The organism is Nonomuraea sp. NPDC050022 (assembly GCF_044460705.1).
In the GTDB taxonomy this organism is placed as follows: Bacteria; Actinomycetota; Actinomycetes; order Streptosporangiales; family Streptosporangiaceae; genus Nonomuraea.
The window spans coordinates 54,304-67,485 of the sequence record NZ_JBITKE010000001.1 but is presented as its reverse complement, the minus strand read 5'-3'; the positions used below and the strand labels follow the sequence as shown (position 1 = coordinate 67,485).

8 protein-coding genes are annotated in these 13,182 nt (G+C 72.0%); 6 read left to right on the top strand and 2 right to left on the bottom strand.

Features of this window, described 5'->3' with window-relative positions; translation table 11 throughout:
• Positions 1-184: 184 nt before the first annotated feature.
• Complete coding sequence (locus tag ACIBO2_RS00290) at positions 185-1,714, bottom strand: family 10 glycosylhydrolase (RefSeq protein ID WP_358548721.1); 1,530 nt, start codon at positions 1,712-1,714, stop codon at positions 185-187.
• 117 nt (positions 1,715-1,831) lie between these two features.
• On the opposite strand from ACIBO2_RS00290, the gene ACIBO2_RS00285 reads away from it, so the two are divergent.
• From ACIBO2_RS00285 to ACIBO2_RS00275, 3 genes are all read left to right on the top strand, one after another.
• Positions 1,832-3,235 (top strand): glycoside hydrolase family 3 N-terminal domain-containing protein, encoded by a 1,404-nt coding sequence (locus tag ACIBO2_RS00285; protein ID WP_358548723.1) that lies wholly within the window; start codon positions 1,832-1,834, stop codon positions 3,233-3,235.
• Positions 3,220-4,131, top strand: a complete 912-nt coding sequence (locus ACIBO2_RS00280) for a MurR/RpiR family transcriptional regulator (RefSeq protein WP_358548726.1) — start codon at positions 3,220-3,222, stop codon at positions 4,129-4,131. Before ACIBO2_RS00285 ends, ACIBO2_RS00280 begins: the two co-directional genes overlap by 16 nt.
• Before the next feature lie 313 nt (positions 4,132-4,444).
• On the top strand, positions 4,445-6,034 hold the full coding sequence (locus ACIBO2_RS00275; protein ID WP_397294592.1) for a thiamine pyrophosphate-dependent enzyme: 1,590 nt from the start codon (positions 4,445-4,447) through the stop codon (positions 6,032-6,034).
• Positions 6,035-6,057: 23 nt separating this feature from the next.
• Here ACIBO2_RS00275 and ACIBO2_RS00270 read toward each other — a convergent pair whose 3' ends face one another.
• On the bottom strand, positions 6,058-6,903 hold the full coding sequence (locus ACIBO2_RS00270) for a bifunctional methylenetetrahydrofolate dehydrogenase/methenyltetrahydrofolate cyclohydrolase (RefSeq protein WP_357948558.1): 846 nt from the start codon (positions 6,901-6,903) through the stop codon (positions 6,058-6,060).
• Positions 6,904-7,022: 119 nt separating this feature from the next.
• On the opposite strand from ACIBO2_RS00270, the gene ACIBO2_RS00265 reads away from it, so the two are divergent.
• The 3 genes from ACIBO2_RS00265 to ACIBO2_RS00255 are packed head-to-tail and all read left to right on the top strand — an operon-like array spanning position 7,023 to position 13,158.
• On the top strand, positions 7,023-11,210 hold the full coding sequence (locus ACIBO2_RS00265) for a glycoside hydrolase family 38 C-terminal domain-containing protein (protein WP_397294591.1): 4,188 nt from the start codon (positions 7,023-7,025) through the stop codon (positions 11,208-11,210).
• Positions 11,207-12,169 (top strand): hypothetical protein, encoded by a 963-nt coding sequence (locus ACIBO2_RS00260; RefSeq protein ID WP_358548733.1) that lies wholly within the window; start codon positions 11,207-11,209, stop codon positions 12,167-12,169. The genes ACIBO2_RS00265 and ACIBO2_RS00260 overlap by 4 nt, the downstream gene beginning before the upstream one ends.
• Positions 12,169-13,158, top strand: coding sequence for an ROK family protein (locus ACIBO2_RS00255; RefSeq protein WP_358548736.1), 990 nt, complete (start codon positions 12,169-12,171; stop codon positions 13,156-13,158). The genes ACIBO2_RS00260 and ACIBO2_RS00255 overlap by 1 nt, the downstream gene beginning before the upstream one ends.
• The last annotated feature ends 24 nt before the right edge of the window (positions 13,159-13,182 follow it).

Sequence of the window (13,182 nt, the reverse complement as noted above, 5' to 3'; positions counted from 1 at the left end):
CCACGACGGACCGTCATCACCCGCCCCCCCGAAGGGGGTATCCCACCAGAAGGACACCAGCCGCCACGGACCGCCTGCTTCTCCTCCCCCGAAGGGGGCATCCCTCCCAAGGGACACCAGCCACCATGGACCGTCACAGAGATCGAGTCGGTCGTCTTGACAACCCCCCGGGGAATCACCGCACTCAGAGCACCCGGAACCCGTTGCTCGGCTTGCTGGTCCGGTTGGCCCGGTCGACGGCGACCACGTAGTAGTGATCCCCACGCTTGCCCTCCGGGTCCACCCAGTGCACCTGCCGGTCGCCCGGCAGCACCGCGACCAGGTTGCGGGCGTCGGCGAACGCACCGGACGCGGCCTTGCCGGGGAACCGGAAGATGGCGAACTGGAAGGGCTCGTGCCGATCCGTCGCGACCGCGCGTACCTCCACCCCGCCGTGTTTCCGCAGCGCGTACGCCAGCACCGGCCGGTGCGGCGCCTCGCCACCCGCCAGCCTGGTCAGCACCGGGGCCAGGGCGGGCCGGGTGTAGTGGTCGTTCACGGCCGTGCTGATCGAGCCGATCCGGTCGGCCCGCAGGTCGTTGGCGTTGTACCAGATGTCACCGCTGACCGGTGGATTGTCCCGGTTGAGCGTGAGGTGCTTGGACAGCTCGGCCGGGTTCTGCCATTCGGGCGCGGTCTGGGCGGGGTCGCCCGCCTTGTAGGCGGCCTGGCCGATCCAGAGCAGCGTGCCGGTGCCGTTCGCCACGTCGGACCACCACGGGACGAGCTTGGCGTAGTCGGCCGGGGGCTGCCCGATGTACCAGTAGAGCTGGGGGGCGATGTAGTCGAGCCAGCCCTTCTTCACCCAGCCCCTGGTGTCGGCGTGCAGGCTGTCGTACGACTGACCGCCGCTGGTCTCGGAGCCGAGCGGGTCGCTGGCCTTGTTGCGCCAGATGCCCGACGGGCTGATGCCCCAGGCGATCTCCGGCTTGACCGCGCGCACGCGCTGCTGCATCTCCGAGACCATGAGGTCGACGTTGTTGCGCCGCCAGGTGGCCAGGTCCGGGAAGCCGGCTCCGTACTGGGCGAAGGTGGCGCTGTCGTCGAAGGCCGTGGTGTTCGTCGGGTAGAAGTAGTCGTCGAAGTGCAGGCCGTCGATGTCGTACCGGGTGACCGCGTCCATGATCGCGTCCTGGCAGAACTTCCGCACCTCGGGCATGCCGGGGTTGTAGTAGAGCTTGCCGCCGAACGGCAGGATCCAGTCGGGGTGCTTGCGTCCCGGGTGGTCGGGGTGCAGCTTGGCCGGGTCGGCCTGCATCGAGACCCGGTACGGGTTGAACCAGGCGTGGAAGGCCAGCCCGCGCTTGTGCGTCTCTTCGACGATGAAGCCCAGCGGGTCGTAGCCGGGGTCCTGCCCCTGGGTGCCGGTCAGCCATTGCGACCACGGTTCGAACGGCGACGGCCAGAACGCGTCGGCGGTCGGCCTGATCTGCACGAAGACGGAGTTCAGCTTGCGCTGCACGGCCAGGTCCAGCCAGGCGAGGTATTCGGCCTTCTGCTGTTCGACGGTCAGCCCGGTCTTGGAGGGCCAGTTGATGTTGACCACGGAGGCGATCCACATGCCGCGCATCTGACGCAGCGGTGGGACGTAGTCTGCGGCGAAGGCGGGAAGCGGTACGACGGAGGCGGCAGCGGCGAGGGCGAGGCCCTTCAGTAACGTCCTTCGGCTGGGCATGGGGGGTTTGGCCTCTCGGAAGTGGTTGTGTCGAGGGCGACGATGACAGAAAATTACCTTCAATTCAACAATCGTGAAGGAAAATGCCGCATGTCCCCTGACCTGTACCGACTAGCGATGACAGTGCTCCAGCCAGGCTACGAAGGCACGTCGGCTCCCGACTGGTTGCTCAGGGCGCTCGGCGAAGGACTCGGCGGCCTGGTGCTGTTCGCCCGCAACAACCCCGGGCAGCAGCTCGTCCAGCGGTTTCGCGCCGAGAACCCGGGCGCCGTCGTCGCGATCGACGAGGAGGGCGGGGCGGTCACCCGTCTGGAGGTCGCCTCCGGCAGTTCCTTCCCGGGCAACCGGGCGCTCGGCGTGGTGGACGACGTGGCCCTGACGGAGCGCGTGGGCCGCCAGATCGGCCGGATGCTCGCCGAAGCCGACATCACGCTCAACTACGCGCCGTCCGCCGACGTCAACGCCAACCCCGCCAACCCGGTGATCGGCGTACGCTCGTTCGGCCCGACCGCCGACCTGGTCTCCCGCCACACCGTGGCCTACGTCAACGGGGTACAGGGTGCCGGGGTCGCCGCCTGCGCCAAGCACTTCCCCGGCCACGGTGACACGGTCACGGACTCACACCTGGCGCTGCCGACCGTACACGCCTCGCGCGAACTGATCGACGAGCGGGACCTGCCGCCGTTCAGAGCCGCGATCGCGGCCGGGGTGCGCTCGGTCATGTCGGGCCATCTACTCGTCCCCGCTCTCGACCCGTCGATGCCCGCGACGCTCAGCCGTACCGTCATGACCGAGCTCCTCAGGGGCGAGCTCGGCTTCGACGGGATGCTGGTCACCGACGCGATCGAGATGCGGGCGGTGGCCGCGATGTTCGAGCCCGGGGAGATCGCGGTCCGCGCGCTCGGCGCGGGTGTCGACGCCATCTGCGTGGGCCTGTCGACCGAGCGGAGCCTGCACGACATCCGCGACGCGATCGTGGCCGCCGTTCATGCGGGCGCGCTCCCGGAGGAGCGCCTGGCTGAGGCCGCCGCCCGGGTCCTCGCGCTGTCCGACTGGTACGCCCGGCAGTCGGCGCTGCGCGACAAGGCCCGTGCCGACGTCGACGAGGGCGTGGGCCTGGAGGCCGCCAAGGCCGCGCTGACCGTGACGGGGACGGCCACCTTGACCCGGCCGCCGCTAGTCGTGGAGGTCAACACGCGCTTCAACAAGGCGGTGGACCCCTCGACGCCGACCGGCATCACGGCGGCGCTCAGCACGCTGCTGCCGGGGACCACGCGGATCCAGATGGAGCCGGAGGGTGAGCTGCCGCCGTTCGACGATCGGCCGGTCGTGCTCGTGGTGCACGACGCCGCCCGTTATCCGTGGGTACGGGAGACGGTGGCGCGGGCCGTACAGGTGCGGCCGGAGGTGATCGTCGTGGACACCGGCATTCCTGGCACGCCCGACGGGGCGGCGCACCTGGTCACGCACGGCATCTCGCGCGTCTCGGCGCAGGCGGCGGCCGAATGGCTGACCCGGTGACCGGGCCACCTGCGTCTGTCGACGGTCTGGGCGGGCGGATGAACGAGCCGGCCAACCCCGTGGCCGCCGTCCGTGCGGTGCTGCCGTCTCTGACGCCGGCCGCGCAGGCCATCGCGCGCATCATCCTCGCCGACCCCGGCGTGGTCGTTCGAAGCACGATCACCGAGTTCAGCGGGGTGTCCGGGACGAGCGAGGCGACGATCGTACGCACTGCCAGGGCGCTCGGTTTCGCCGGCTACTCGCAGATGCGCTTCGCCCTGGCCGCCGCCGTGGCCAAGGAGCCCGAACGGCTGGTGCCCGGTGACCTCGGCCCCGACGACCCGCTCACCGACGTCATCGCCAAGGTGGCGCGGGCCGAGTCGGAAGCGCTGGCCGACACGGCGGCCCAACTCGACCCCGAGCCGCTCGGGGAAGTCGTCACGGCCATCGCGAGGGCCCGGCGGGTGGACGTGTACGGCGTGGCGGCCTCCGGGCTCGTGGCGGCCGACATGTCCCAGAAGCTGCTGCGGATCGGCCTGTCCAGCCACCCCTTCAGCGACGCCCACCTGGCGCTGACCAGTGCGGCCCTGCTGCGGGCGGGCGACGTGGTGGTGGCGATCAGCTGCGGCGGCGAGACGCCGGACGTACTGGACCCGGCCCGCACAGCCGCGGAGGCGGGGGCGCTGGTGGTCGCGATCACCAACAATCCGCGGTCGTCGCTGGCCGGGCTGGCCGACTACACGCTGGTGTCGGCGGGTCGGGAGACCGCGTTCCGGCCTGGGGCGCTGGCCAGCCGGATCAGCCAGCTCCTGATCGTCGACTGCATCTTCGTCGGGTTGGCGCAGCGGACGTACGACACGGCCGACGCCGCGATCCGCGCCACGAAGGAGGCTACGGACCGCTACCGGCGCCGGTAATGGCCCCCTGGGGGTCCGTCACACGACCGTCTCGATCCTTGTGACGATCCGTGGTGGTTGGGGTCCTTGGAGAGGGATACCCCCTTCGGGGGAGAGGAAGACGGTCTGTCATGGCTGGGGTCCCCAGGGAGGGCGCCCCCTCCGGAGGAGAAAGGCAGAGACACCCCTCCGGGAGGACGAGAACGACGGTCTACCTGGGATAACGGGTGATCGTGCTATCGTCGTCACTCACGGTGATCATGGGCGGGGAGCAGGCTCGGCCGGGCGCTGTGAGACACACGGTGGGCGGACTCAGGCGGGCACGGTGAGCGCGGTGAGCACGGTTCGAGAGGCCACGTTCGAGGTGCTGCGGCGGTTCGGGCTGACCACGATCTTCTGCAATCCGGGCTCGACCGAGGTCGCGCTGCTGACCGGGTTGCCCAACGACCTGCGGTTCGTGCTGGCCCTGCATGAAGGGTCGGTGGTCGGCATGGCCACCGGGTGGGCGATCGGGCACGGGGCGCCGGCGCTGGCCGTGCTGCACACCGCGGCGGGCCTGGGCAACGCGGTCGGTGCGATCGCCACCGCGCGGGCCAATCAGGTGCCGCTGGTGATCCTGGTCGGGCAGCAGGATCGTCGCCATTTGGCGTTGGAGCCGTTCCTGACCGGGCGGCTGGCGGGGCTGGCCGGGGACTATCCGGTGTGGGTCGACCAACCGGTGCGGGCGCAGGATGTGCCGGGTGCCGTGGCGCGGGCCTACCACGAGGCGGTCACGTTCCGGGGGCCCGCGCTGGTGGTGGTGCCGTTGGACGACTGGGCGGCGCCGTTCGAGGACGAGACGATCGCGGCGCCGACGCGGCTGCTGCGGCCGGCGGCCGTGTCGGACGAATCGCTCGCACCCCTGGCCGCGCTGCTGTCCGAGGCCCGCTCTCCGGCGATCGTCGCGGGCGCAGGTGTTCGGGAGGCGGGGTGGGCGGCGGTAGTGGCGCTTGCTGAGCGGCTGGGGTGTCCGGTCTGGCAGGAGTCGTTCGGCGCCATGGCGGGCTTCCCGCAGGACCATCCGCAGTACGCCGGGGTGCTGCCCGCCGATCGCGGCCGGCTGCGCGCGGCGCTGGTGGCGCACGACGTGGTGCTCGCCGTGGGTGCCCCGGTCTTCCGTCAGTACCCGTTCGACTCCGGTCCGTTGGTCGAGCCCGGTACCACTGTCGCGCTGGTCACCGATGACCCGGCCGAAGCGCACCGCAGTCCGGCCGACCTGGCCTATCTCGCCGCCCCGGCCGCCGTCTGTGAGCGGCTGGCCGTACTCGTGCCCGCCAGGCCCGCTCCGCCGCGGCCCGCGCCCGATGGGCCCGAGTTGCCCCCGGAAGGGGAGGTTCTGCGAGCCGCGCACGTCCTGCACCAGCTCGCCAGGCGGCTGCCCGCCGATGCGGTGCTCGTCGAGGAGACGCCGTCGTCGCGCCCGGACCTGCACCGGTTGGTTCCGGCCCGTAACCCGCTGGGCTTCGTGTCGGCCGCCATGGGCGGGCTGGGGTTCGGCGTGCCCGCGGCGGTCGGCCTGCGGATGTCGCTGCCCGACCGGCCGGTGGTCGCGGTGGTGGGCGACGGGTCGGCGCTGTACGGGGTGCACGCGCTGTGGAGCGCGGCCCACTACCGGGTGGGCGCGCTGTTCGTGGTCCTCGCCAACGGCCGGTACGCGATCATGGACCGGCTGGCCGACAAGGCGGGCGGCAAGGCACCGTGGCCCGCGTTCACCGAGGTCAGCGTGGGCGGGATGGCCCGGTCGCTGGGCTGCGCGGCCAGGCGGGTGGACACGGCGGAGGAGCTCGCGGCGGTGCTCGACGAGGTGATGCCCACGCTCGTGGACCGCGAGGAGCCCCTGCTGCTTGAGGTGACCGTCGCCGTGGACCCCGACTTCCAGCCGTAAGAAGGCCGCAAGAAGAACGCCGGTCAGGCGCGTTCGGCGGCCTCGACCACGTTGGAGAGCAGGAGGGCGCGGGTCATCGGGCCGACGCCGCCGGGGTTGGGGGTCAGGAAGCCCGCCACCTCCGCCACCTCGGCCGCCACGTCGCCGGCGATCTTGCCGTCCACCCGCGAGACGCCCACGTCGAGCACGGCCGCGCCCGGCTTGACCATGGCCGGGGTGATGAGGCCGGGCACCCCGGCGGCGGCCACCACGATGTCGGCGTGGCGGACGTGCGCGGCCAAGTCGCGGGTGCCGGTGTGGCAGAGGGTGACCGTGGCGTTCTCGCTGCGCCGGGTCAGTAGCAGGCCGAGCGAGCGGCCCACCGTGATGCCGCGTCCGACCACGGCCACCTCGGCGCCCTTGATCGGCACGCCGTACTCCTGGAGGAGCAGCACGATGCCGTGCGGCGTGCAGGGCAGCGGCGCGTCGACCATGTGGACCAGGCGGCCCAGGTTGACCGGGTGCAGGCCGTCGGCGTCCTTGGCCGGGTCCATGCGCTCCAGCAGCGCCATCGTGTCGAGGTGACGGGGCAGCGGGAGCTGGACGATGTAGCCGGTGCACTCCGGCGAGGCGTTGAGCTCGTCGATGGCCGCCTCGACCTCGGCCTGGGTGGCGTCGGCCGGGAGGTCCACGCGAATGGAGGCGATGCCGACCTCGGCACAGTCGCGGTGCTTGCCCGCCACATAGATCTGGCTGCCGGGGTCGTCGCCGACCAGCACGGTGCCGAGACCGGGGGTGATGCCACGCTCTCTGAGCGCGGTCACCCGCGTCGTGAGGTCGGCCTTGATCCTGGCCGCGGTCGCCTTGCCGTCGAGTTTCACTGCGCTCATGTCTGCCAATCCTTCCATGAGATCCATGAGTTCGCTGGGAGCGGTGATGACATCGTTGTCATGGATCTTGGAACGGCATATGGTGACGTCACCGCCTATGTGCCCACTAAGGAGTCGTCTTGCCTGCTCACTTGCTGTCCGCAGAGTCGACCGACCTGTTCGTCGGCACGGCGGAGCGTCCGCACCAGGTGCTCAAGGTCACGCTGGAGCCGGATGGGCAGGAGACGCCGCTCGACGTTCGCGGACCCGGGGTGTCCTGCGCGGCGCCCGTGAGCGTGCCGCCGGGAGTGGGCCCGGTCACCGTCGAGGTGCCGCTGGAGGTCAGCGTGCCGTACGGGAGCGTGGTGCCCTGCACCGTCACCTTCGGCGAGGCGGCGCTCGACGTCGAGGTCACGGCCGAGGAGCCGGGCTGGACGATGTACATGGTGTCGCACTTCCACTACGACCCTGTCTGGTGGAACACGCAGGCCGCCTACACCAGCCCCTGGGAGCTGCTCTCGGTCGACGCAACGACCCGGCCGCTGTGGGAGCACAACGCGTTCGCGCTGGTCGAGGCGCATATCGAGCTGGCGTTGCGCGATCCCGACTACCGGTTCGTGCTGGCCGAGATCGACTATCTCAAGCCGTTCTTCGACACCCACCCCGAGCGCCGCGCCGACCTGCGCGCGCTGCTCGACGAGGGCCGGGTGGAGCTTCTCGGCGGGACGTACAACGAGCCGAACACGAACCTGACCGGCGCCGAGAGCACCATCCGCAACATCGTGTACGGCATCGGCTACCAGCGCGACATCCTCGGCGGCGACCCGCGTACGGCCTGGCAGCTCGACGTGTTCGGGCACGACCCGCAGTTCCCCGGATACCTGGCGGCGGCCGGGCTGACCGGCAGCGCGTGGGCCCGGGGGCCCTTCCACCAGTGGGGGCCGATCAGCAAGAACTTCAGGGAGGCCAAGAACGACGCCTCCCTGATGCAGTTCCCGAGCGAGTTCGAGTGGATCTCGCCGTCGGGACAGGGCGTGCTGACGCACTACATGCCCGCCCACTACTCGGCGGGCTGGTGGATGGACTCCTCGCCGTCGCTGGAGGAGGCGACGCGGGCGACGTACGAGCTCTATCGCTCGCTCAAGCCGGTGGCCGCGACCCGGAACATCCTGCTGCCCGTCGGCACCGACTACACCCCGCCGAACAAGTGGGTCACCGACATCCACCGGACCTGGGCGGCCCGTTACATCTGGCCCCGGTTCGTCTGCGGCACGCCACGGGACTTCCTCGACGCGGTGCGCGGGGAAATATCGGCATTTAGCCCGCAGACCCGGGATATGAACCCCATCTACACCGGCAAAGACGTCTCGTACATCGACACCAAGCAGGCCCAGCGCGCGGCCGAGGTGGCGGCGCTCGACGCCGAGCGGCTGTCGGCGTTCGCGTCGCTGCTGGGGCTGGGCGGTTATCCGCACACCGCGCTGGACAAGGTGTGGCGGCAGCTGGCGTACGGGGCGCATCACGACGGGATCACCGGCTCCGAGTCGGACCAGGTCTACATCGACCTGCTGACGGGCTGGCGCGAGGCGCACGACCTGGCCGCCGGCGCCCGCGACCGCGCGCTGGACGCGCTGCTCGGCCAGATCTCGCTCGACGGCCGCAGCGTCGTGGTCACCAACACGCTGCCGTTCGCGCGTGACGGGCTGGTGCGGGTACGGCTGGCGCCCGGTGAGCGGGTGGAAGGCGAGATCCCGGCGATCGAGGAGGACGGCACGCTGGTCTTCCTGGCCAAGGACGTGCCGTCGATGGGCTGGCGAACGTACCGGATCGTCGAGGGGGTGGCCGACACCTGGCAGCCGCTGCCCGGGACCGCCATCTCGAATGACCGGTGGCGGGTCGTCGCCGATCCGGCGCGCGGCGGCGGTCTGGAGTCGGTGTTCGATCGCGCCTCGGGCCGCGAGCTGCTGTCGGGGCTCGGGAACGAGCTGCGGCTGTACGACGAATACCCCACGCACCCGGACATGGGCGAAGGGCCGTGGCACCTGCTGCCGACCGGTCACGCCACCGGCTCCGGCGAGGCCGCCGCAGTGGCCGTACACGCCTCGCAGAGTCCCCTCGGACAGCGCCTGACCATCACCGGCCAGGTGGGCGAGGTGTCCTATGAGCAGATCGTCACGCTCTGGACCGGCTCGGACCGGGTCGAGTTCACCACCCGCGTGCTCGACTACACCGGCGCCGACCGGCTGCTCCGGGTCCGCTTCCCGGCGCAGGTGGCGGGCGCGCTACCGGTCTCCGACGTGGCGGGCGCCGTGGTGGGGCGCGGGTTCGCGCAGCCCGAGGTCGACACCGCCGAGCACCCGTGGACGCTCGACAACCCGGCCAACACCTGGTTCGGACTGTCGGCCACGGCCAGGGTGGACCTGGGTGAGGCGGGCGCGCGGGCGCTGGGGGTCGCCGAGGTGGTGGTGCCCACTCTGGAGGACGCGCCCGGGGCCCGTTCGCTGGTGGTGGCGCTGGCCCGCGCGGGTGTGACCGCCACGACCTCGTCCGCCTCCGGCTCCCGGTACGGCTGGCTGGACGTCGACTCGAACCTGCCGGACGTACGCATCATCCTGGGCGGCCCGGACACCAACCCGCTGGCCGCCGAGCTCCTCGACCGCAGCGACCCGGCCTTCCTCGACGCGCTCAAGTCGGGGGCGCCGCTGGTCTGGGTACCCGCCGAACGACCGCTGGCCGAGGTGTGGCAGCCCAGCGCCGACCTGCGTGACGTACGCGCGCTGCCCGCGCTCATCGTCGCCGGACCGGTGGAGGAGCTGGTCGCGGATCTGGCGGATGCCGTGATCTCCGCCGTTTGCCCGGTGGGCGAGGAGGTGCTGGAGTCTCGTACGGTCGCGCTGCTCACGTATGGTTTGCCGGGGTTCGCGGTGGATTCCGGTGGGGCGTTGCATCTGTCGCTCATGCGGTCCTGTACCGGGTGGCCGTCGGGGGTCTGGCTGGATCCGCCTCGGCGTACCGGGCCTGATGGGGCGGGGTTCCAGGTGCAGCACTGGACGCACGAGTTCTCGTACGCGCTGGCCGGCGGGGACGGCGACTGGCGGGCGCTGCGCCTGCCGGCGGCGGGACAGGAGTTCATCACGCCGATGCTGGCGCGAGAGGTCGCACCGGCCGCCGACGGGACGTTGCCCCAGGTGCACTCGCTCCTGCGGGTGGAGCCCGCCCGGGACGTCCTGCTCGGCACCATCAAAGCCACCGGCAACCCGCACGCCCACGGCCTGTCCCCCACCGGCGCTCTGGCGCCCACCGACGGCGTCACCATCCGGCTCGTGGAGTCGACCGGGCTCGGTTCGCGGGCCACGATCAAGTCTCCGGTACTGGACCTCGGCGGCCTCATCCACGCCGACCTGCTGGAACGGCCCGGCGACCCGGTGACCACGCTCGACCTGGCCGGGGCCGAGGTCGCCACCTACCTCGCCCCCGCCCCGCCGCGGCCCGCACGCCCCGACCTGGGCGCCACGGCCGAGCAGGCCCAGCCCGTCTACAGCCGCTACTGGCTGCACAACAAGGGGCCCGCGCCGCTCGGCTACCTCCCGGTGTCGATCGCCGTCACGCCCGGTCTCGTCACGCCCGGTCTCGTCACACCCGTCGCGGCCGCACAGGGGGCGGCCGCACAGGGGACCGTCGAGGTGACGGTCGTGGTGTCGTCCCACCTCGTCGACGCGCCGCACGAGGGCGTGGTGGACATCCGTGTCCCGGACGGCTGGAGCGCCACGCCCGCCCAGCGCGCCTTCCGTCTCGAACCCGGCGGCCACCTCCGCTTCCCCGTCACCGTCACACCCGCCCCCGGCCAGGGCCTGTACTTCGTCTCGGCCCGCACCTCGGTGGGCGACCAGCTGGTGGAGGACGTCGCCACGGTCGCGCTGGGCGAGGTGCCGGAGCTGCCCGTCGAGGGCGCCGTCCCGAACATGCGCGACGCGTTCAACGGGACCCAGGCCACCGAGGGCCGCGCGACCGGCCTGTCCGTCACCGCCGTCACGGAGTCGCTCTCCCTCCGCCCCGGCGACCGCACGTCTCTGGTTGTACGGCTGGCGAACACCACCTCGGACGAAATCCGCGGCGAGTCCCAGCTCGCGGCCCCCTGGGGCTCGTGGGAGCTCCTGCCCACGGTCATCCAGGGCTTCACCGTGGCGCCGGGCGAGACTGTCGACGTTTCGTTCCCCGTGGAGGTGCCGTACGACATGGCGGCCGGGCACTTCTGGGCACTGGCCAAGGTCATGTGGTACGGCCGCTGCCAGTACGCCCCCGCCGTCCGCTTGGAGGTCTCCCGATGAACCATGCTCTCACTGATACAGCGGGCGGTCCCGTACTGGAGCGACCCCCCGTGACCGGGGCGGGCGGTCCCATGCTGGAACGGCCCTCGGCGACCGGGGCAGGCGTTCCTGTACGGGAGCGGCCCGCCGCGACCGGAGCGGGCACCGCGCCTGGCGTGGGCGCGGTGATCGGCTGGGTCGGCGGACGGCCGATCTCCCGTGAGCCGCTGGACCGGCGGGTCCGCGAGCTGCGCGACAGCCCGCTCAGCGCGGCGCTGCCGCTGCCGGGCAGCTCCGAGGACCGGCAGCTGGCCAGGTGGCTGACGCAGGTGATCCTCACCGAGGCGCTGTGCAAGGACGAGGCCACGGCCCGCGGGCTGTCGCCGGTGGAGGTCGGGCGGCTCGACCCGCTGGCCGCGGTGGAGCTGGGGTCGATCAACGCCTCCGCGTACAACGGGAGCCCGTGGGTCCGCGCGCTGTTCGAGCACCTGACCGCCACAGTCGAGGTGCCGCCGGAGTGGCGGTCGCCGACGACGGCACAGGAGGCGGCGCCAGGTACGGCACAGGGGGTGGCGCCCGCGACGGCACAGGGGACGGCACAGGGCGTGGCCTGGCATGTCGTACGCCATCGGGTGTTCGCCGACCATGCCGAGGCGGCCGCCGCCACGGCCGACGATCTGGAACCGCTGGGACCGGTGACGCTGGGCTCCCTGCCTGCGGCGATCGCCGACGCCATCCCGCGCCGGCCGTACGGGATGCTCGTCGGTCCGGTCGAGGACGCCCTGGGCTGGCACGTGGCGGTGGCCCAACCGGCGCCCACCCCAGCTCCCTTCCCCGGTGCGGTCTCGCAGCGGGAGGCCGCGCGGCGGCGGATGTTCGCGCGGTGGCTCGACGAGTCGCGGGCGGCCAAGGTCGAACTCGTGCCCGGACTGGAACATCCTGGCGATCCCCGCCAGCCCGACAACCACCACAAACACTGATGGCCCGCGTACTCGCCATCGACATCGGGGGAACCAAGCTCGCCGCCGCGCTGGTGGACGAGACGGGTTCCATGCTGCGTTCCGCGACCCGGCCCACGCCGCGTACGGACGTCATGGTCGCTCTGGCGGCGCTGATCGAGGAGGTGACCGGAGACGGTCCGGCGCCGGAGGCGGTCGGGATCGGCTGCGCCGGGCCGCTGGACCTGGCCGCCGGGACCGTCAGCCCCGTCAACATGCCCAGCTGGCGCGGCTTCCCGCTGCGTGACGAGGTCGGCGCGCTGACCGGCCTGCCGACCATGCTGGCCGGTGACGCGCAGTGCATGGCGCTCGGGGAGCACTGGCTGGGGGCGGGGCGCGGGAGTTCTTCGCTGCTCGGGATCGTGGTGTCTACCGGGATCGGCGGCGGACTGGTGATCGACGGCGTCCCGCTCCTGGGCCCCAACGGAAACGCCGGACATGTCGGTCACATGACCATCGACCCGTACGGCGAGCGCTGCGAGTGCGGCGGGCGCGGCTGCGTCGAGCACTACTCCAGCGGCCCGAACCTGGCCCGCTGGGCACTGGCCAACGGCTGGACCCCGGGCCGCCCTGACGGGCTGGACGGCCCGGCCCACGCGCTGGACGGCCCGGCCGGCGCGCAGAACAGCACGGCCGGTGGGCAGAACGGCGCGGCCGACGCGCGGGCGCTGGCGCGGGACGCGGCGGGTGGGGATCCCGTGGCGGTGGCGGCGTTCGAACGGGGTGCCAGGGCACTCGCCGGCATGATCGCCTCGACCGCGGCGGCGGTCGAGCTCACCAAGGTGGTCATCGGCGGCGGCGTCTCAGCGGCGGGACCGGTCCTGTTCGACCCGTTGGCGCGGGCGCTGGACGACGTGGCCGGGCTGGCGTTCGTCAGGGCGGTGAAGGTGGAGCCGACCACCCTGGGAGTACGGGCCGGACTCGCCGGAGCCGCGAAACTCGCCTGGAGCCAGTCCCGTACAGCCGCCTGAGATGTTCAGGTACGGCCGCCTGAG